We start from the raw sequence: 20563 nt of genomic DNA on the forward strand, positions 1-20563 counted from the left end.
GTCCATTCGGTAGGAGTGGGACACTCCGAACCGCCTGTGAAGGGAAGCCGCCTGTGGAGTCTGGAATCCCTGTGCCCACGTCGGGGATAAATTCCGACACAGAAACAGGAAGCCCTGTCCTCAACAAGCGAGGGGCGGGGAGCCCCGAGCGCGGTAGGTCAGGGTAGTTCACTCTTCGAACAGTATTACTAGCGAACGAGGCCACTCGGTGGAAAGCGAAGCGTCGCTGCCGCCGCGGACTGGCAGTGCGGTACGTTCTAATCAGACGATAGATTTAATTTAATCAGGTAGATATGAATATGTGTGTACGATTTGACTGGATTCCAGCGTGATCTGCTGTACGTCATTGTCGGGTACGACGAACCGCACGGGCTCGCAATCAAGGACGCTCTCGAAGAGTACTACGAGGGCGAGATTCACCACGGTCGGCTCTACCCGAACCTCGACACTCTCGTCGAGAAGGGACTCGTCGAGAAGGGAAAGAAAGACCGACGCACGAACGTCTACAACGTCACGAAACGGGGTCGCCGCGAACTGGAGGCTCGCCGCGAGTGGGAGGATCAGTATCTCGAAGAGAGTGTGATTCCGGTATAATCACCGATATTCGACCGCTCTGACGCGGCCGAGCAGGCCCCGAACTCACGACCGGTCGGCGCCACGTCACCGCTTCCGCCGTCAGAACGGACAGACCGTTCCGGTCCGCGCAGTCGCGATGGCGGCCTATCCAGTGCGTCGACTCGGACCCCTCGTGGGCGTGGACACCGACCACTGCGTTCCCCGCCGGTCTGAAGATGAGCGAGGCGGACGGACACCGAACAGCGCGGCCTCACGACCACCGGCCTCGGCCGAAACGACCGGATGCCCTCTCGCATCATGCAGGACTACTGGGCCTCGTTCGCTCGTTCGGTGGAACCGGGCGGGACCGACCGCCAGCGCTGGCCCGACTTCGACAGCGACGTCCAGGACCAGTTCCGGTTCACCGAAGACGGCATCGTCACGCAGGTTGGCGAACCGCCCGAGCGTGCGGTCTGAGAGCGGCTCTACCGCGACCGACTCGACAGCTGACCCTGTCGTTCGTTCTCACGTGACACCGAAACCCTTTATTCTATTTAGTCTGTCGTGAAATTTGATTTCCGATGGACAGACGGACGTATCTGGGGGCGCTCGGGGGAGCGTCCGTGTTCGGAACGGGGAGTCGTGTCGGGAGCGCGAACTCGACCTGGTGGTTCTCGGACCCGGAAGTCGACACCGAGAGCGGTACCGTCGAAGGTGAAAAAGCGGGTGACGTGGACGTATTCAAGGGGATTCCGTACGCCCACCAGCCGGTCGGGGAGCGCCGGTTCCGACCACCGGTGACGCCCGCGCCGTCGTGGGACGGGACCAGGAACGCGACCGAGTTCGGGCCACGTGCGCCCCAACCGCTGCTGTTGACGACGCTGGTCGACGGCATCGGCGCGTTCATTGGTGCGGAAGACGGCTGTCTCAACCTGAACGTCTGGGCGCCCGAAGACGCTGCCCCGGGTGAAAAACCCGTGATGTACTGGATTCACGGCGGCGCGTACAACTTCGGGAGCAACCGGTATCCGGGTGCAGCACTGGCCGAAGCCGGCGACGTGGTCGTCGTGGCGGTTAACTACCGGCTCAACGCGCTGGGGTTTTTCGCCCACCCCGCCATTACCGCAGCGTCGCCGACAGCCTCGACGAACTTCGGCTACCTCGACATCCGGGCCGGATTGGAGTGGGTCCAGCGCAACATCGAGGCCTTCGGTGGCGACCCGGACACCGTGACGATTTTCGGCGAATCGGCCGGCGGACACGCCGTTCTCACGCTGCTGACCGACCCCGCGGCGGCGGGACTCTTCGACCGGGCGATCAGTCAGAGCGGTCCGGTCAACGAACCGCTCTACACCCTGTCGGAACTGGAGACGCGGGGGACCGAGGCGGCCGCCGAACTGGACTGCGAAACTGGCGACACACTCGCCTGTCTGCGGGACGCCGACCCCGAAGCCCTCGCCGAGGCCTACGGCGTCGCGGGTGCGCTCGCGGCCGGAGACAGTTCGGACCAGACCCCGCCCGTGGAACAGCCTGGCCTGATCTTCGGCGTCGACGGGGAGGTGGTCCGGGACCACCCCGCCGCGCTGATCGAAAACGGGGCGTTCCACGACGTCCCTGTCCTGCTGGGCGGGAACGCCGAGGAGTACCAGTTCTTCCTCGAGTTTGCCGACGACAGCGTCCCCGAATCCGAGGCGGCCTACCGCGACCGCCTCCAGCAGGTCTACGGCGACTTTGGCGACCGGGTCGTCGACGCCTACCCCCCGAGCGACTACGACTCCATCGAGGCGGCGTACATCGACGTGAACACCGACGAGTTCTTTCTCTGCTCGGACGTAGCCGTCACCGACGCTATCACCCGCAATGGCGGGACCGCGTACCGATACCTGTTCGACGACACACCGACGATTCCCGTGACACTCCTCTCGGCGGACCCCGGCGCGTACCACACCGCCGAACTCTCGTACGTGTTCGGCAAGACCGTCACTCAGCAGAGACTTCCGACCGCAATCAACGGGCCGGGCGACTGGAAACTCCGCGACCGGATGCAGGGCTACTGGTCGAACTTCGCGGCCAGTGGTGACCCGAACGGAGACGAGTTACCGGCGTGGCCGTCCGCCGACGGGAACCAGCGGCGGGTTCGCCTGCAGGAGAAATCGGTGCCCGCCGAGACGGGGACCGGCGACGGCTGTCCGGTGGTGACCGACATCTACGGCTATCTCCGCGACATCGGCCGGTAGTCACTCGAAGCCGCGGCTCACGGTGTCTCCGACCAGGTCGTCCAGTTCCGCATCGAGCAGCTGTTCGGCCTCCTCGAAGGTGTTCGAGAGACCGTCGAGTTCCGCCGGACGGTCGTCGAACTCGATGTCTGCGGGGCCGAACGCGGGGCTGTCGAGCGTCTCCATCACGTCGTCGAACAGTGCGTCCGGTGTCGTCGGGGCGTCGGCGTGTGCCTTGAGCACTTCTTCCAGTTCGGTTGCCTTGTCCTCTGCATCGTCCGCTTCGACCGGTTGCTGAACGCCGAACCGGCCCGACCCCTCGCCGGGGAACAGGTCGTCGAGGTCCTCGTCGATACGTCGTGCGACACGGGTGCCGACGCCCTGTACCTCGAACGGGTTCTTGGCGTAGGTTTTGAGCTGGTAGACGGCGGCGTCAGGGTGGCCGATGTACAGGTCCTCGCCGATTCCACTGGCGCGGTCGCCACCCACGGCTCGCCAGCCGCCGGGATCAGCATCGCTCTCGACGACGTCCTCGAGAATGTCCTGCCAGTCTCTGACGCGCATGACTGTCGAAAAGTTGGGTTCCGACGCCGAAGAACGTGTCGGTAGCGCCAGGGAACGATTACCCGACGAGTCGGCCGTTCTCCGTCAGGAAGCGCCGGTCGGCGAGCGTCACCTCGGCCCTGCCAGCCGAAACGTTCGCCGCGAACTCGGCGTCGGCCCGGTACCAGCCCACGAACTGACCGTCGCGGTCCCGAATCGACAGCTCTAGCGCCGCCGTCTCCCAGTCGGCCGTCGCCGACCCGTAAGCCGCGACGACCGCTGACAGCGCCGACTGCAGCCCGTCGCGGTCGCTAGAGGGTGCCCGCACGGTCACGAAAGCGGTGCGGTTGCGCGTCGACGCACCGGCGACGTCCACCGCCGTGCTGTCGGCTGCTGTATAAAAGTCGGTCACGTCCTCACTACTCTGTCGGAACCGACCGTCCGAGCCCGTGCGTTCGACTGTCGCCCGGAGCCGCATGCCGAACTCCGCCGCCGAGATGGTTCCCTGGAAGTACTGCATCGGCCAGGAGGCGGGCATCCGAAAGCGGGCCAGCGCGCGGCCCTCGGTGTTGACGGCCAGTGCGTCCATCCGGGTGGCGGACCAGGTCGAGTCGTTCCGCCAACTCCGGTTGACCGTCCCACCGTATGCGAGACCCAGGACGTACGCGTCTTTGAGCAACCGGCTGTCGTTCGAGACGTACGTCACCCGGAACGCACCGTTCGCTGTCGCCACCGACCGGACGGGAAATCGCGCGGCCGACAGCCCGTCGAGAAACGTCCGCCCGCGAACCGTGTCGGCGCTCGACGACGGTGCGGGTGTCACGGCCCGCGGCGTCGGCGTCCCGTCGTCGGTGTCGAGGTCCGGCGTCGGGAGCGGTGTCGTATCGCCGCCGAAGTCGCCACTGGGACCGCTACAACCCGCCAGGGCCAGCAGGACCGCAAGCGATGCCGTCGTGACCACCCGGCGAACCCGTCGCATGGTCCGGGATGGCAGTCGGGTAATAAAAAGCCTGACCGATTCCCCGTCGGTTTCAAGCCGGAAGCCGTTGCCCTCGGGAGTATGGAGTACGAGGTGGTGGCTCTGGACGAGGTGGACGACATCGAGATGGCAGGGATCGACCAGTTCCCGGCCGGACACAAACAGCTCACCGCGGCGCTGGGACTCGAAGAGAGTCACGTCAATCTTTGGCGTTACGAACCCGGCGACGGGACGGCGTTTCACGCCCACCGGGAACAGGAGGAGGTGTTCTACGTCCTCGAGGGGGAGTTCGAGGTGACGCTCGGCGACCCCGAGGACCCCGAGACACGTCGAATCGGTCCCGGAACGGTTTACGCCGCCGGCCCCGAGGTCGGCCACGGCCACGAGTACCTCGGTGACGACGAGGGACTGGTGCTGGCCATCGGCGCACCGCCCGTCGACGACACGTTCCGCGACCCCGAGACCCTCTGAGCAGCCAGGCAGAGCGGACGGGCGGACGATAACGGTCCCGAAACCGAGAGCAGCGACGGGTCCGTCATGCGGCCCTGCCCGACGGCGGCCGTCGTGAGACCGAGGACGCCAGCTCCAGTGGCAACACCAGTGCACTACGACGGCCACGAAGGGGGAGAGCTTTTGTTCGTTCGGCCGGTTCAGTTCCACCGTGCAACTCCGCGGACCAGTCGTCGAAGTCGGGGACTCCAGAACTGTGGAGACCAGCCGGGGCACCAGCGACCTCGCGGAGGTTCGGATGCGGCCCAAAGCGGGCGAAGCCGGGGCTGTGACGGTCACCCTCTGGGGGAAGTGGGCCGAAACCGCCGATTATCTCGAACCCGGAATGGAACTGCTGGTGACCAACGCCGAGGAAGACGAGTTCCGCGGCGAAATCCAGTACGCAACCGCTCGGGAGTCGATGGTCGTCGTCGAACCGGGTTTCCTCGTCGACGTGACCGACGTGCGCTCGTGGGTGCAGTGCCCCCGGATGTACTACCTCAATAAGCTCTCCGGGCTGGAACTGGCCTACCCCGTCGTCAAGGGGACCATCGTCCACGAGGTGTTCGGCGACCTGCTGCGAGGCCGGGACCTCGATGCGGCTATCGAGGACCACGTCGCCGAGGCTGGCCTCGAACTCGGTCTGCTGGAGAAGGACCCCGAGGCAGTCGCCGCCGAAGTCGAGGACCACGCGAGCGCCATCGAGAGGTGGCTCCAGCAGGGGACCCTGACCGATACTGACCGGTGGCGCTCGGAGCAGACGCTCGTCAGCGAGACCTACGGGCTGAAAGGGCGTGCGGACGCCGTCCGCCGGGGCGGTCCGGTCGAACTCAAGACCGGAAAGAACACGAAACGCGAACCGCGCTTTCAGGACAAGACGCAGGCGGCCTGTTACGCGCTGTTGCTGGGCGAGGAGGCCGTCGCGGACGGCGGTTCGGAGACCGCCGCCGACGGCGGACGGGACGGCGACCCGACCGACGGCGACCACGCCGCCGAGGCCCCCGACACCGGAACGCTGCTCTACACGAAAAACGCCGCCGTCGAGCGGACGGAGGAGACGGGCGACCTCTCGCCGGCCAAGGAGTTCTCGCTCGGGCCGGGACTGCTGCAGTTCGTCGTCCGCACCCGCAACGAAATCGCGGCGATGGAACACGACATGAGCGTGCCGACGGGCTACGAGGCAGACGCCAAATGCGAGTACTGCTTCGAGCAGGACACGTGCATGGCCGTCTCGGGCCGGCTCGGTCAGGAATCGAAGGCCGGCCAGGTCGGCAGTCCGATTCCCGCCGCGGAACGCGAGTACTTCGAGCGGTTCTACCGCGCCATCGAGGCCGAACGTCGGGCTGTCCACCGCGAGTACACGAAACTGTGGCGGCAAACGGGCCCGGAGCGGGCCGGCGACGACCGCGCGCTGATCGACCTCGAACCGCTCGGCCAGGTCGAGCGCGAGGGCGGCCACTGGGAACTCCGGGCCGAGGGAACCGATGCGGTCTCGAAGATTCGCGAGGGCGACGTGGTGCTGGCCAGCGACGGCCACCCGATTCGGGGCCGCGCGGAGATGGCCCGCGTCGAGGAACTGGGAGACGAGATCGTCGTCACGACGGACGAGCCGGTCGAGTTGCGCCGGCTGGACGTGTATCCCTCGGAGATCGGGACTGACCGGATGCTGACCGCGCTCCACGACGCGCTCCTCAAGCAGTCCCCCGAAAAGAAGGCGGTCCTGTTCGGCCGTCGCGACCCCGAGTTCGGTGCCGACGACACCACCTACATCGACAACAACGAGGCACAGAACAAGGCGGTCTCGCTCGCGGTCCGAGCCGAGGACGTGGCACTGATTCACGGGCCGCCGGGCACCGGAAAGACCTACACGCTCGCCCGCACCGTGCGCGCCCTCGTCGAGCGGGGCGACCGCGTCCTCCTCACCGCCTTCACCAACCGCGCGGTCGACAACGCCATCGAAGCGCTCGAACAGCAGGGGTTCGAGGACGTCGTTCGTGTCGGGACCGAGACGGGCGTCCGGCCGGACATGCAGGGGTACCGGCTTCCCGACAGCGGCGACCCCCAGGAACTCGCGGGGAGACTCCGGGACGCCTCGGTGGTCGCGGCGACCACGGCCTCGTGTGGCTCGACGGTGATGCGCGAGCAGTCTTTCGACGTGGCGCTGGTCGACGAGGCCGGCCAACTCACCGAACCGGCGACCCTGGCGGCCGTCTCGTTAGCCGAAAAGAGCGTCCTCGTCGGCGACCACCAGCAACTCCCACCGGTCGTACAGGCCGCGGACGACGACGGGGATGGGGCGGCCGCACCCCTGCAGACCTCGCTGTTCGAACGACTGATTGAAACGCACCCGGAGGCGGGCGTCATGCTCGACCGCCAGTACCGGATGTCTCAGCGTATCCAGGCTTTCGCCTCCCAAGAGTTCTACGACGGGCAGTTGCGCCCCGCGACCGGCGAGGTGGCCGGCCAGCGAGTCGACGATCTGGCGGGGGTCGAGATTGACGCGCTCCCCTCGACCCTCCGGGACTCGGTGGCGTTCGTCGACCCCGACGGACAGGCTCGAGGCAACACCAATCCGGCGGAAGCCGATGCGGTCGTCGACACCGTCCAGTCTTACATCGACGCCGGCGTCCCACCGGCAGCGATCGGCGTAATCGCGCCCTATCGCGCACAGGTCGCGGAGATCAACAAGTCCGCGCCGGCCGGCGTGACTGTCGACACGGTGGACCGATTCCAGGGCTCTTCCAAGGCGGTGGTCGTGGTCTCGTTCGTCGCAACCGACTCGCTCGACGGTCCGATCTTCGAGGACTACCGCCGTATCAACGTCGCGCTGACGCGAGCGAAGAAGGCACTCGTCCTCGTGGCCGACGCCGATACGCTCGGGACCGACCCGGTTTACCGGCGGATGGCCGAGTGGGCGCGGTAACGGTCGGTACGCTCTTTTCGCTCACCAACTCAGAGTAGCGCATGAGCTTCACGCTCCCGCTGGACGACGGCGAGATTTCGGTCTCGCTTCCCGACTGTGAGGTGACCGTCGCCGATCCCCCGGGCGGCGACCCCGTCGACGTACGGGCGGCAGCCGACGCCGCTGTCGCCGACCCGCACGGTCCGGAACTCGCCCGCCTCGCCGACCCGGACGACCTCGTGACCGTCGTCGTGACCGACGTGACGCGCGCGACGCCGGACGACGTACTCGTGGACGTGCTGCTGGGGCAACTTCAGCGGGCCGGCGTCGCCCGCGAGCAGGTCACGGTCCTGCTCGGCCTGGGCCTCCACCGGCCGATGACCGACGACGAGATCGAGTCGGGACTGGGCGACCACGCCGACCTCGCGACCAATCACGACCCCGACCGGACGGTGCAGGTGGGGACCGTCGACGACTGCCCCGTCGAGGTTCACGAGCGCGTGGCCGACGCCGACCTCGTGGTCTCGACTGGGATGGTCGAGCCCCACCAGTACGCGGGCTTTTCCGGCGGTGCCAAGACCGTCGCTATCGGCGCGGGCAGCGAATCCCTGATCCGGTACACCCACGGCCCGGGGATGCTCGCCAACGAGGGGGTCCGACTCGGGCGGGTCGAAGACAACCCCTTCCGCGAGGCCGTCGACCGCGCGGGCGAGGAGATCGGCCTGGACTTCTGCCTGAACGTGACCCACGGCCCGTCGGGATGCCTCGGCGCGAGCGCCGGCCGGCCCCGGGCCGTCGTGCGGGACCTCGCCGAAGTGGGTCGCGAGGCACTGTCGGTGCCGGTACGCGAAGACTACGACGCCGTGATCGCCGGTGTCGGCGCGCCCAAAGACGCGAACCTCTACCAGACGACACGGGCGGCGACGTACGTCGTTCTCGGCGACCGCAACCCGCTCCGGGAGGGTGGCCGCGTCGTCACACCCGCGGCACTCCCCGAGGGTGCGGGCGAGGGAACCGGTGAACGGCGGTTCTACGACCGGCTCAGCGGGGCACAGAGCGCCGACGCACTCTACGAGGAGATGCGAGACGGCTACGACCCTGGAGCGCAGCGAGCGTTCGTCGTCGCCCGTGCGCTCCGTGACCACGACCTGTACGTGACCGACAGCGAGCATCCGGAGATCGTCGAAGGGTGTCTCATGGACGCCCGCGAGTCTGCCGCCGAGGCCGTCGACCCCGGCAGTTCGGTGCTGGTCGTTCCCGACGCGCTGGACACGTTACTCGTCGCTGGTGAGGATTGACCATCGGCTCCCGAGCAAGTCGGTGGCGCCGCTCGAACTAGTAAGTTCCCCAGCGACGTATCTGCAACCATGGTCCGAGGTGCCCTCCACCGGCTCGGCGCCCGCCTAAGACTCGTCGAGATGGTCGACAGTGACGACTCGGACGACTCGGGCGACTCGGACACGTCTCGGTTCGTGCCCTCCGTCCTCGACGCCTCGGTCCGGTACGCACACGGCGGGAGCAAACCCGGTCTGGAATCCGAGATCGCCCAGCTAGAGGAGAAAGGGCGGATCCTCGAAAAACAGCAGCGGGAACGATAGCGTCCCGGACGGTCGGCTCGCGACCCGCCCTGCGGTCGCCGCCACTCTCTCGACGAATTCTAGAGAGACTCCGGGCGAAACCCGTCCGCATCCGAGGGGGAGTTCGGCCGAACGTTGAAAAATTGGCTTTAGCTGATAGGTCCTCGACCGAACTGCAACACGATGGACGACAAACTCACGCGACGGGGGATGGTGCAGGTAAGGTGGAATCGCTGCAGTCGGGTTCGCCGGCTGTCTCGACAGTGGCGGTGGAGACGACGGCACGCCAACGGACGGTGACAGCGGCGGCACACCCACCGACGACACGATGGACGACGAACCGACCTCGGACGGCATGACAGAGGGCAGTGCAATGTCCGACGGTAACATGACCGAGGACGAAATGGGCGAGGAAACAATGTCAGACGGTGATATGGACAGCGGTAATATGACCGAAGGTGGGAGCATGACCGGGTGACCGCGGACCGTACGCTCGCTCACGACCGCGTTCGACGCTCACGTCCCCGCTGACGCGACGATTGCGGGCGACCCTAGTGGTGTGTCTCCGCGGGCCCAACCGCCTGGTCCGGCGGAACGGGTGTCTCCCGTCGTGAACTTCCTCTTACCCTCGGTCGACCGACTCAGAGGCTTTCTTTGCTCCACCACTCCGCGCCGACAGACGGCGTCTGTACGGGCGGCGCCGCGCGGTCCTGCGCCCACCGGTACAACGCACAGCAGTGAGCCCTCTTCGCCGCCCTCGTGCCGCAGATAGCCGGCGGTGTCACTGTCTGTCACCGTCGCATAGTCACCCGCCGCTCGTGACGCTCCGTTCCTCGCCGATCTCGTCGAGGACTCTGTCGTGGAACTCCTGGAGGACCTGGCTCTCGTCTTCTGCGAGGACCACGTCCGATGCCATCAGCGTCGCGAGGCCGAACGCACGTGGCGTCGGCGACTCGACCCGGCGGGTGACGACTTCGACGTCCTCGGCCTGCACGTCTTCGAGCACGTCCTCGATAGCCTCGACGTCGAGTTTGTCCGACAGAATCTCACGGTAGGTTTCCTCAATCACGGCGAACTCCGGGAGGTCCTCGGCGAACCCGAGCAACATATCGCTGGAGACCTGTTGCTGGCTGGCGGATTTCTCCGTCCCCTTGTACCGTTTCAGAATCATCAGTGCGCGCGTCGCGTTGATTCTGAAGTACCGTTTCAGGAGGTCGGTTCCGTTCAGACTCGCCCTGAGGTCCCCGCGTGCCTCTGCCGGGTCGATGTCCTGGAGCAGTCCCGCGAGGTCGACCTTCCGGTTGAGCGGCATCGACAGGGTGAACCCGTGGTCCGCGACCGCAACCTGAACGTTGGCGTTTGCCGTCTGTGCCACGCGGTAGGCCAGCAGTCGCGAGAGGCCGTCGTTGAACTGTCGGCCGTAGTTCGAGTGGACGTAGTAGTGGCGCTCGTACGACTCGCGGTCCATCTCCGTCTCGATCACCAGGCGTTCGTCCGTGCTGACGCTCTCGGGACCGGCGTACTCGACGTGCTCTTGGAACATTCGTGTGATGGCACGGACACTGTCGTCGTCCAGCGGGAACTCCCGGAGCCAGCGCCGGACAGCCGCCGGCCCGTCGTCGGTCAACCGGTCCACGAGGTCCCGCTGGAACGACAGAATCTCCCGACCCAGGTCGTAGGACAGCGGGAGGCGTTCGGAGAACCACGAGGGGACCGTCGGGCGTGCGTTCGTCCGGTCGACGTACACCTTCGAGCCCCGTCGGTATTTGAACTCGAAGTTGCTCCCGCCGAGGACGAACACGTCGCCGGACTCGAGCGTGTCGAGATACTCCTCGTCGAGTTTGCCGACCCACTCGTCGCCGTTCCGGGTGATCACGTCACAGGTAAACGAGTCAGGAATCGTGCCGATGTTGGTCATGTAGATGACTCGCGCCAGCCGACCGCGCTTGCCGATGAGTGGCTGGTCGACGGGGAACTCGTCGTAGTGATACTCGCCCTCGGGCGGGTCGTTCTCGTCGCGCCACACTTTCGCGTAGACGTTCCGGTCTTCGAGCCCCTCGTAGTCGGCCGTCAGATACCGCATGAGCTGTTCCCACTCCTCGTCGCCGTACTCGCGGTATGGATACGCTCGCTGGAGTATCTCCCTGATTTCACGTTCGGGCCGGGGACCGTTGATGGCCATCCCGTAGACGTGCTGTGTGGCCACGTCCTGCGCGTTCTCCGGCACGAACACGCGGTCGACGAACCCCTCCTCGGCTTTCTGCAACATCACCGCACACTCGACGAGTTCGTCGCGGTCCAGGGCGACGACCCGCCCCGTCACGGTCTCGCCGAGCTGGTGGCCCGCTCTGCCGACGCGCTGGAGCAGGGCGGCGACGGATTTCGGGGAGCCGACCTGCACGACGAGGTCGAGGTCCGGCATGTCGATGCCGAGTTCGAGGCTCGTCGACGTCGTCACCACGTCCAGGGCGCCGTCTTTGAGCATTCCCTCGATGCGCTGGCGTTCGTCGGTCGAGAGACTGCCGTGGTGACAGCCCGAGTTCTCCTCACCGTACCCGTCGTAGCGGTCCCGGAGGTTCTGGAGGACGCGCTCGGCCCCCGACCGGGTGTTCGTGAACACGAGTGTCGTCGTGTGCTCTCCGATCAGGCCGTGGAGTTCTCGGTAGAATCTGTCGGTGATCAGGCCCCGCGGTGTGTTGATGAGGTCGTCGGTCGGACAGGATAGCTCCACGTCGAACTCGCGGACGAAACGCGTGTCGACGATCTCGTAATCACGTGGCGTCCCGCCCGGTGTCTCGCGTCCGACCAGAAACTCCGCCATCGTGTCCAGCGGCTCGACCGTCGCGGAACAGCCGATTCGTGTCGGCGGGGTCTCCGCGAGTGCCTCCAGCCGTTCCAGTGCCACCGAAAGGTGGGTGCCGCGCTTGTTCTCGGCGAGGCTGTGAATCTCGTCGACGACGACGTACTCCACGGTCCGCAGTTTCTCGCGGAATTTCGGAGAGTTGAGTAGTATCGCCAGGGTTTCGGGCGTCGTATTGAGGATGTGGGGTGTCTCGTCCAGCATCCGCTGGCGCTCGCTGTCCGGTGTGTCGCCGTGGCGTATCGCGTGCCGAATCTCCACGTCCTCCCCGCGCTCGTCCAACTTCTCCGTGATTCCTGCCAGGGGTACCTCCAGGTTCCGATGGATGTCGTTCGCCAGTGACTTTAGCGGGGAGATGTACAGGCAGTAGACGCTGTTTTCTAAGCCTTCGGTTCGGTCGCGGCGGAACAGTTCGTCGATGATACTCAGAAACGCCGAGAGCGTCTTGCCGCTGCCCGTCGGGGACGCGACCAGGGCGTTCGTCCCCTGGTGAATCAGCGGGATCGCCTTCTTCTGTGGCGGGGTAAAGTAGCCACCGTTCTGTGGAACGTACTCCCCGAACTGCTCGACCCACCACTCCCGAACCACGGGTTCGAGCGAGTCCAGCACGTCGGCGTCGTCGATCTCGACGGCTGCCGGGTCGAAGTCGACGGACTCGGCGGTCAGTCGTTCACGCTCTCCCATCCTAACACCGCTTAGGGCGAGGCTCTCAAATCGGTTGTGACCGCACGGTGAAACTGGCACCCACGTCTGCGGGCACCGGCCGCCGACGCGCCCGTGAACGGACTACAATTTTAATTATTGTTCAGGAAGAAAACGTAGCTGTCCACGAGGGCTACCAGTATGCTCATCCACAAACGATGTTCAGTCTGTCACGACGACGTGGGGCCGGGTGACGCGACGATCTGTGATGCCTGTGACAACCCGATTCACGAGCGGTGTGCTAGCTACGAACAGCAGTTCAACTGTCCGGAGTGTGCAGACGAGTTGGACGTCGGTGCCGTCGACTTCTAAGCTCGGCGGTGACGGAGTCGTCAACACTCCGTCACGGGTCTTTTGACGGTGCGCGACGACAGTCGGGATATGCGCGTCACCTTCCTCGGAACCGGGAGCGCGATGCCGACGGGCGAGCGTTTCCAGACCGGTATCCTGCTCGAGGCCGCTGAGGACCGCCTCCTGGTCGACTGTGGGAGCGGCGTCGTCCACGCACTCGCGACCACTGACGTGGGGTACGAGGGCGTCGACACCGTCCTCCTCACCCACCACCACCTCGACCACGTCGCCGACCTCCTACCACTGCTAAAAGCGCGCTGGCTGGCCGGCGCGGAGTCGCTAGAAGTCGTCGGTCCGCCTGGGACACCGGACCTCGTCCGCAACCTGCTCTCGGTCCACGAGTACATGCAGGACCGAATCGACCTCACCCTGCGGAGTGTCGACACCGACGACCGCTTCGAAGCCGCCGGTTTTAGCGGCGAGGCGACGGCGACTCGCCACTCCATGCCCTGCCACGCCTATCGTCTCTGCCACGGCGACGAGGGTGACGACGACGTCGACCCACCGGTCTTCGGGTACAGCGGTGACAGCGAAGCGGTCACCGAACTGGTCGAGTTCTTCGACGGCGCAGCCGTCCTCGCACACGACTGCTCGTTCCCCGACGAAGTCGACGTGTCGAACCACCCGACGCCGGCCTCGCTGGGCGACGCACTCGCGACCGCAGACGCCGAAATCGGCCGCGTCTACCTGACCCATCTGTACCCACATACGGAGGGCAACCACGAGACAATGCTGGACTCGGTAGCCGAGCGCTACGACGGCGACGTGCGCTTCGCCCGCGACGGGCTCTCCTTCGACATTCGGTGACCGCTCACACCCGATTAATTGTGATGCGGAAGTCAGCCCCGCCGCGTTCGCTCTCCGTCACGTCGATGTCGCCGCCGTAAGACTCCGTGAGTGCCTTCGCGAACCCGAGTCCGAACCCGGTCCCGTCGCTGTCGTCGCTCTTGACACCCATCTCGAACAACCGGTCTGCAACGTCGTCGGGAACGCCCCGTCCATCGTCGGCGATCGATACCGTGACGCGATCCTCGCGCGCGTCGACCAGTCGAACGCGGGCGTGAACTGCTCCGTCGTTGTGGACGGCGGCGTTGGTGAGCACGTTCGTAAACACCGAATCGAGGAGGTCGCCGCCGTACACCCGTACGTCGACGCCGTCGGGGTCGAACTCGACGGTCAGCGGGCCGTACTGGTCGCGGGCGTCCGCGACTACCGCCGAGAGAACGTCGGAGAGCGACCGCGGCACCGGTTCGTCCTGGCGCTCGAGCGTGGACACGAGGTCGCCGACGCGGCGGATCAGGTCCATCGCACCCTCTGCGGTCCGGTGGACGCGGTCCGCGTAGTCCCCCCACTCGCCGTCGACGTTCGTGCCGATCTCGTCGGAAAACGCCGAGATGACCTGCAGGTCGTTACCCAGGTCGTGGCGCAGGAGCCGGTCGTACATCTCGACCATCTCTTTGCGTTTCTCGAGGTCGCGGCGCGCGCGTTCGAGCCGTTCGCGCGACCGGATATTTCCGATGGCCGTCGCCGCGTGCGTCGAGAGAATCTCCAGCGGCCTGACGACCTCGTCGCCGAACGTCCGATTCTCGACCGAGCGCGTGACGATGATCGCCACCACGTCGCTGGCGATAGTCGCCGGCACCGCGAGCGTCGCGCCGACGCCGTCGTCCGCCTCGCCGGCGTCATCGCCGCACCGGACCGTCGTCTCCCCACTCTCGAAGGCCTCGTACGCGACCGCGAGCGGTTCGTCACCCGCCGACACGGCGGGATACGTGCTGTGAACGACCCGAAGGACCCCGTCACGCACCTCGACGAACGTCGTGTAGGGGAACTCGAAAAGTAGCGACACGGCCTCCAGGCTGAGCGAGACGACCTCCTCCACGGACTCGCAGTTGTTCAGCGCCTGTCCGTACTTGTTGAGGTCCGCGACCTGTGACGTGAAATCCGCCTCTTCGGAACCCATCTATCGAACCGTACCGACTCGACTAACGGAACACCCCCTGAAAACGATTGCGCTCGTAACAGACCGAGAAACGCTGAGCGAGCGGTCCGCCGGGTCACTCCAGGCGGTATCGTAGAATCGCCGCCACCTCTCCGAGGTTCGCCAGTTGCATCCCGGGATCGAACTCGCTAGAAAAGACCGTCACCTCGCCACCCTGCTGTTCGACTGACTCGACGATATCGTCCACGTCCACGTCCCACTCGTCTTCAGTGCTGCGTTCGCGCCGCAGCGCTTCGTCCAGCACGAGCAGCCGGTCGACTGCACCGTAATCGGCCGCTTTGGCCGTCTGGTCCGGGCCATAGGCGGCTTTCTCGCCCTGTCCGATCTGGTTCATCAGCTCGTCGATCAGGTCCGCCTCCTCGGCGATGCGGGTCTGCTCTTGCACCTCGTCGACCGCACCGCGCTTGAGAACCTCGTGGACGCCGCGGTCGCCGACACCACTCGTATCCACGGTGGTAATCGACGCCGCCACGTCCGGGTCCTCGTCCTCGATGTAATCCAGCGCGTCCTGTTTCGTGAACCCCGGACCGGCGAGGATAATCGCGGCAACCTCTAGGCGCGACAGGACGTCGGTCAGGTCGGAGAACAGCTCTTTGCGCGGTCGAGCGTACTCGCCTTTTCCGGTCGGGGCGGTGATACTCGCTCGCTCCTCGGTGCCGTACTGGGCGACGCTGTGAACGTAGGCCTGTCCCTCCTCGACCGTGGCGATGGCCACGTCGGGATTCTCCGAGGCCTCGACGGCTTCGTTCAACCGCTCCAGCTGGTCGGACTTCCAGTGCTTCTCGACCTCCAGTTCGTCCCGCTCCTCGACGTTGAGCGTGTGGTGGTGTCCCAGCTGGTCTTCCCGGGAACAGTTGACGATGTCGCCACCGACTCGAAGCCGGTTGGCGAAGCGGGCGAACTCGACGGTATCGACCCCGAGCGTGACGTACATGTGCTCGCGCTCGCCGCCAGTGTCCCGCATCTTGTCGTCGTTGCGCTGGATCCGCCGCGTCGTGTCCCCGCTGACGCGGTCGCCGGGTTCCAGCACGTAGGTGAGGTGCCACAGATCGTCGAGCGTCTCCGGGACCACGGTGAGCCGTTCTTTCCCGCCCTCGACCTGCACCCGGTCGGCGATACGCATACCTATGCGGTCCGCTCCAAACCGATAAGTGCCCTCCGGTTTCCGAACTCGCTACGAGAGACGGACGGCGAAGCGCGCGAGGCGGACCGCTCAGTGCCGAGCGACCAGACTCGTCCGCTGCGTCCGGATCGATGTACGCACACAGCGACCCGCCGTCGTCCGTCTCTCTGTCGACGACTCGGACGCTGATCTGTCGCTCGACGCCCGACCGCCCATGGGTCCCGGCCACCACCACGTCCGCCCGCATCCCCTCGATGTCGTCGAGGATTCCCGACGCCGTACCGCCCGTCTGCATCTCGGTCACCGCTCCGACCCCGTGAACCCGTGCCACCCGCTCGATGCACTCGACAGCGCGCTGGCCCTATTTTTCCAGTTCGGTCTCCGACCCAGTCGCCTCCAGCAACGAACTCGCCGTCTCGTCGACGACGCGCAGGACGGAGGCGGTCCCCTCGTACTGCTCGGGGCGGTCGGTCGCCTGCATGGCCACCTGAGCCGTTCTCGTACTCCCGTCCGTCGGAATCAGGATCCGTTCGTACACGGGTGACGCGGGTCCGCGGGTTATATTAGACTTCTCAGTGCCCGGAAAAACGCTGCCCCCCGCACCGGTCGGTTCACGATGTCACGACGACTCGGCCTAGTCCCGGAAGAGAAATCACTGTGGGGTCGTTCACTCCGCACAGATGACGGTGGTGTCGGGGCTGCTCGGCCGGGTCAAGCGGCAGGTGCGCCGCGACCTCCGCGTGGACCCTTACCTCGCGGCGATCCTCCTCGTCGCCGCCCTGCTGGCTGGCTTCTGGTTCTGGCACCGCGTCCCAAACTTCGCTACCTGGGACGAGCGCGACCGCCTGCTGGACCCGCTCGTGGTCTACAGTTCCCTCCTCGAAGAACCGAGCCTCGCTTCCCTGCGTGAATCCGTCGCCTGGGGCCGCGCTCCGTTCGGCGCCACGTTCTATCTCTACGGCCTCGCACTCCTCCCGGTCGTCGTTTTCGCCCTCCTCCTCGGTGAAGACAGCGCCATCGCCGGCATCAGCTCGCTGAACGTCGAGTACGGGTACGTCCGGACTTGGCAGGAGACGCCGGCCTGGATCTGGAGCGGCGGCCTTCTAGCTACCCGTCTGGTCAACGTCTGTCTCGCCGTCGGGTCGGTCTACCTGACGTACCGCCTCGGCACTGCACTCCGGGACCGTGCGACCGGTCGGCTCGCCGCCGCCCTGCTGGCAGTGACCTTCGGTCTCGCCATGCTCGCCCACGAGGCCGGCGAGGATGTCCCGGCCCTGTTCGCCCTCCTGCTCGCTCTCTACCTGCTCGTCCGCTGGGTCCAGACCGGCTCTCGCCGCCGCTTTCTGGAAGCCAGCGCCGCCGGCGGCCTCGCCGTCGCGTTCAAACTCACGGCCGGCCTGATCGTCCCGGTAATCGGCCTCGGCTACCTGCTCCGCGCCCGGCGTGGCGACCGTCCGTTCCGCGCTGGCGTCCGCCGGCCGACACTCCTCGTCGGGGGTATGACGGCCGGTGCCGTCGTGGTCGCCCTGGGCTTTCCGACCCTCCTCGTCGGTCGCGTCGACTTGGTCTTCGAACGCTTCGTCGGTCAGTCGGCCGGCCGCGCCGGCGTCGCCATCGGCCCCGATGCGCCGGTCTGGTGGTGGTTCCTCCGAGGGTACCTCGCCAGTCTCGGCCTGCCACTCACGGTCGCGGGTGTCGCTGGCGTCCTCGCAGGCATCGGTGCCCTCCGCCCCGGTGCGACCGACGACGCCACCGACCCGGACGCCCGCGCCCTCCTGCTCGCCCTGCTCGCCGCTCTCGTCGCCACCCTCTCCGGCTGGCACGACTTCCGCCCCCACCACCTGCTTCCGACCCTCCCGCTCGTCGTCCTGCTCACGGCCGACGCCCTCGCCCGCCTCCGTGACCACCGCCCCGTCGCCGCGCGCCCCGTACTCGCCCTCCTGCTGGTGACCACCGCAGCGTTCGCCGGCGCCGGTGTCGCCGGCTACGCTACGACTCCGCGGGACGCCGCTGTCGACTGGCTCGAGCAGAACGCTCCCGACGACGCCACAATGGCCACCTACCACCACGGCTTCGACGAGACCGCCCTGCCCCACGGCCTGTCCGTCGACCACCGTCGAGGCCCCGCCAGCCACGAGGACCGAAACACCACGTGTCCGCGGTACGTCCAGTTGTCCTACGAGGACCTGCTCTACCTCCGGGACGTGCCCCACTCCCGGCGGGAGGCCGGCGTCCGCCGGAACGTCTCCCGCCGCGCCGCCACCGTCCGCGGCCTGCTGGCGGGCGAGTACGCCTACGAGGTCGCCGAAACGTTCGGTCCCCGCCCGTCGGACTACGTGCCACGGCGGGCGACACCGGGCTCGCTCGTCGACCTCCTCCCGATTGGAATCACCCCCCGCAACGACCTCTACGGCGACGAACAGGAGCTGGGTCCCGGCCAGTTCGTGGTGATTCTGGAACGGAGTGGCGAGTGTACGCGGGACGTTCCGCCGTGGTAAGGGCAGGAACAGGGCGGCGCGAGACCGAGTCTGAACCGCAGTCACTCCCTGGCTCGAATCGCGTTCCTGCGATTCGTTCACCCCGGCCGCTCGTGCGCGGGACCGGATTCGAACCGGAGCGAGAAATGTTCGCTCACACTCGTTCGCTGAGCCCTGCTCGCAGGGCTCGAATCCGCTGGCGCATTCTCCGCTCACGTGGTGTTCGCGGAGAAGTGCGCGGGACCGGATTTGAACCGGCGGACCCCTACGGGACAGCGTCCTAAGCGCTGCGCCTTTGGCCTGGCTCGGCAACCCGCGCGCATCCCCACTTCCCGACCCCCGATAATAAACGTCACGAGCCAGACCGACCGCAGCGGGCCGGTTTGCCAACTGACTTACGAGACGAACCGGAACGTCTCAGCGAACCATGCAGGGGGTGCTCTCCACGGTCCCACGGACGCGGACCGACCTCCACGACTGGATCGAGACCAACTGGTTCCCGCTTCTGCTTGGCGGCGCAATCGCCCTTCTGGCCGCCGGGAACGCCTATCAGTTCCTCGACAACCCATGGCACGTCAGCAGTGACTCCGCTCTCTTCCAGCACGGCGGCTGGTACGTTACACGGGGTGCCACCCCCTACGTCGACTTCTGGGACCTCAAGCCGCCGCTGATCTACGCCGTCACGACGCTCCTTGCCCTCCTCTCGGGTGGAGACATGGCAGTGTTGCACATCCTGAGTGTACTCATCGCCTCGGCAGCTATCGTCGCGGGCGTCACCCTCGTCGGCGTCGTCAACTACCGGCTCACCGGGAACGGCGTCGCCAGCGTGGCCGCCGGGTGGGCCGTCTTCGTCGTCACGACACTGTTCACGTACCCCTGGGCCGGAATCCGGCCGAAGTACATGGCGCTCTGTTTCGGTGCGTTGGCCCTGCTGCTGGCGGTCGAGAACCGCTCTCTCGCGAGCGGTGCGGCCGCCGCCGCCACGGCTGGATTCTGGCACCTGGGCGCGCCGTTGGCCGTCCTCGTCACGGCGATGAGCTACGTCGACGGTGGCCGGTCGGGACTCCAGCGCACGCTCACTGGTGGCATCGCCGTCACTGCGCTCGTCGTCTTCCCGTTCGCGCTGACCGGCAGTTTCGTGCCACTGTTCGTCGAGGTCGTTCTGACACCGATATACAGCGCCGGATCGTACTCGCTCGTGAGCCGATTGCTGGAACCGATCTACGAAATCGGGTGGGGGGTCGCCCTGTTCCCGGTTGGCGTCTACGGCTGGTTCCTGACCAGTGACGGCGACTGGTCGCAGTACTGGTGGGTCGCCGTCGGCGGCGTCGCGTATCAGATGTTCTTCTTTTTCGAGATGGCCGGCGCTATCGACGCGGTGCTCGCGGTCCCGTTCGTCGCGCTCGGCGTCGGTGCCGTCGTCGCCGAAACACAGGCTCCCTCGCGCCGAGTGCTGTTGCTCGGAGTCGTCGTCTTGCTCGTCGCGTCGAGTCTTCACTGGAACGAGGGAGCGACGACGCCTGTTCGGGACGAACTGGACGACCTACAGCAGTCGTTCGGCACCGTGGAGTACGGCCCGCTCGCGGAGCGACCGCCCGATACCCCCTCGATGCAGACGATATACTGGGAACAGCGACGGCCGGCTACCTGTCACTATCGAATGGACAAGAAGCAACGTGCCTTCGTGCACCTGACCGACGGCACCGTACAGGAGCCGACCTGCGGGCGCTGGCCGTTCGACGACCCCCCGTTACCGTGGCTGGTGGACGTCGTCACGTCCCGGTGAC

Annotated in this window: 18 protein-coding genes and 1 tRNA gene; 12 read left to right on the forward strand and 7 right to left on the reverse strand. The window is 66.4% G+C overall.

Translation table 11 applies throughout. The features are described 5' to 3' along the window. Positions 1 to 303: 303 nt before the first annotated feature. From Q0964_RS17820 to Q0964_RS17830, 3 genes are all read left to right on the forward strand, one after another. A complete protein-coding gene (locus Q0964_RS17820) occupies positions 304 to 594 on the forward strand; it encodes a PadR family transcriptional regulator (RefSeq protein ID WP_299270508.1) in 291 nt (96 codons plus the stop codon). 264 nt (positions 595 to 858) lie between these two features. Continuing rightward, positions 859 to 1032 carry a hypothetical protein gene (locus tag Q0964_RS17825; RefSeq protein ID WP_299270511.1) on the forward strand — a complete coding sequence of 58 codons (174 nt, stop codon included), beginning with the start codon at positions 859 to 861 and terminating at the stop codon, positions 1030 to 1032. A gap of 104 nt (positions 1033 to 1136) precedes the next feature. After that, positions 1137 to 2792 carry a carboxylesterase/lipase family protein gene (locus Q0964_RS17830; RefSeq protein WP_299270514.1) on the forward strand — a complete coding sequence of 552 codons (1656 nt, stop codon included), beginning with the start codon at positions 1137 to 1139 and terminating at the stop codon, positions 2790 to 2792. Here the strand turns inward: Q0964_RS17830 and Q0964_RS17835 are convergent, their stop codons facing one another. Together Q0964_RS17835 and Q0964_RS17840 are read right to left on the reverse strand one after the other, a co-directional pair. Beyond that, entirely contained in the window at positions 2793 to 3335 is a 543-nt protein-coding gene (locus tag Q0964_RS17835) for a hypothetical protein (protein WP_299270517.1), read from the reverse strand. It abuts the gene before it with no gap. Between the two features lie 58 nt (positions 3336 to 3393). Beyond that, positions 3394 to 4293: a DUF8159 domain-containing protein gene (locus Q0964_RS17840; protein ID WP_299270520.1), complete on the reverse strand. Its 900-nt coding sequence runs from the start codon at positions 4291 to 4293 to the stop codon at positions 3394 to 3396. 81 nt (positions 4294 to 4374) lie between these two features. Between Q0964_RS17840 and Q0964_RS17845 the strand changes: the two genes are divergently transcribed. From Q0964_RS17845 to Q0964_RS17865, 5 genes are all read left to right on the forward strand, one after another. After that, positions 4375 to 4764 (forward strand): cupin domain-containing protein, encoded by a 390-nt coding sequence (locus tag Q0964_RS17845; RefSeq protein ID WP_299270523.1) that lies wholly within the window; start codon positions 4375 to 4377, stop codon positions 4762 to 4764. 190 nt (positions 4765 to 4954) lie between these two features. After that, complete coding sequence (locus Q0964_RS17850) at positions 4955 to 7705, forward strand: AAA domain-containing protein (protein ID WP_299270524.1); 2751 nt, start codon at positions 4955 to 4957, stop codon at positions 7703 to 7705. A gap of 41 nt (positions 7706 to 7746) precedes the next feature. Beyond that, the gene (locus tag Q0964_RS17855; protein WP_299270527.1) at positions 7747 to 8982 is read left to right on the forward strand and encodes a lactate racemase domain-containing protein; all 1236 of its coding nucleotides are present in this window, start codon (positions 7747 to 7749) and stop codon (positions 8980 to 8982) included. A 69-nt stretch (positions 8983 to 9051) separates the two neighbouring features. Then, positions 9052 to 9282 (forward strand): hypothetical protein, encoded by a 231-nt coding sequence (locus Q0964_RS17860; RefSeq protein ID WP_299270529.1) that lies wholly within the window; start codon positions 9052 to 9054, stop codon positions 9280 to 9282. Between the two features lie 307 nt (positions 9283 to 9589). Then, positions 9590 to 9739, forward strand: a complete 150-nt coding sequence (locus tag Q0964_RS17865; protein ID WP_299270531.1) for a hypothetical protein — start codon at positions 9590 to 9592, stop codon at positions 9737 to 9739. 327 nt (positions 9740 to 10066) lie between these two features. On the opposite strand, the gene Q0964_RS17870 is transcribed toward Q0964_RS17865, so the two are convergent. Next, a complete protein-coding gene (locus tag Q0964_RS17870) occupies positions 10067 to 12805 on the reverse strand; it encodes an ATP-dependent helicase (protein WP_299270533.1) in 2739 nt (912 codons plus the stop codon). Between the two features lie 159 nt (positions 12806 to 12964). On the opposite strand from Q0964_RS17870, the gene Q0964_RS17875 reads away from it, so the two are divergent. Both Q0964_RS17875 and Q0964_RS17880 read left to right on the forward strand, forming a co-directional pair. Further along, positions 12965 to 13135 (forward strand): hypothetical protein, encoded by a 171-nt coding sequence (locus Q0964_RS17875; protein WP_299270536.1) that lies wholly within the window; start codon positions 12965 to 12967, stop codon positions 13133 to 13135. Between the two features lie 69 nt (positions 13136 to 13204). Further along, positions 13205 to 13981 carry an MBL fold metallo-hydrolase gene (locus Q0964_RS17880; protein WP_299270540.1) on the forward strand — a complete coding sequence of 259 codons (777 nt, stop codon included), beginning with the start codon at positions 13205 to 13207 and terminating at the stop codon, positions 13979 to 13981. A gap of 4 nt (positions 13982 to 13985) precedes the next feature. Here Q0964_RS17880 and Q0964_RS17885 read toward each other — a convergent pair whose 3' ends face one another. The 3 genes from Q0964_RS17885 to Q0964_RS17895 form a co-directional block, all read right to left on the reverse strand. Further along, a complete protein-coding gene (locus Q0964_RS17885; RefSeq protein WP_299270542.1) occupies positions 13986 to 15137 on the reverse strand; it encodes a GAF domain-containing sensor histidine kinase in 1152 nt (383 codons plus the stop codon). A 94-nt stretch (positions 15138 to 15231) separates the two neighbouring features. Beyond that, positions 15232 to 16299, reverse strand: coding sequence for an mRNA surveillance protein pelota (locus tag Q0964_RS17890; protein ID WP_299270544.1), 1068 nt, complete (start codon positions 16297 to 16299; stop codon positions 15232 to 15234). Positions 16300 to 16660: 361 nt separating this feature from the next. Continuing rightward, positions 16661 to 16837: a universal stress protein gene (locus Q0964_RS17895; protein ID WP_299270547.1), complete on the reverse strand. Its 177-nt coding sequence runs from the start codon at positions 16835 to 16837 to the stop codon at positions 16661 to 16663. 142 nt (positions 16838 to 16979) lie between these two features. Between Q0964_RS17895 and Q0964_RS17900 the strand changes: the two genes are divergently transcribed. After that, the gene (locus Q0964_RS17900; RefSeq protein WP_299270549.1) at positions 16980 to 18797 is read left to right on the forward strand and encodes an ArnT family glycosyltransferase; all 1818 of its coding nucleotides are present in this window, start codon (positions 16980 to 16982) and stop codon (positions 18795 to 18797) included. Positions 18798 to 19010: 213 nt separating this feature from the next. On the opposite strand, the gene Q0964_RS17905 is transcribed toward Q0964_RS17900, so the two are convergent. Then, positions 19011 to 19095, reverse strand: a tRNA-Leu gene (locus tag Q0964_RS17905). Between the two features lie 108 nt (positions 19096 to 19203). On the opposite strand from Q0964_RS17905, the gene Q0964_RS17910 reads away from it, so the two are divergent. Further along, positions 19204 to 20562: a DolP-mannose mannosyltransferase gene (locus tag Q0964_RS17910; protein ID WP_299270552.1), complete on the forward strand. Its 1359-nt coding sequence runs from the start codon at positions 19204 to 19206 to the stop codon at positions 20560 to 20562. The last annotated feature ends 1 nt before the right edge of the window (position 20563 follow it).

This window comes from Halorientalis sp., assembly GCF_028275115.1.
Lineage (GTDB): Archaea > Halobacteriota > Halobacteria > Halobacteriales > Haloarculaceae > Halorientalis.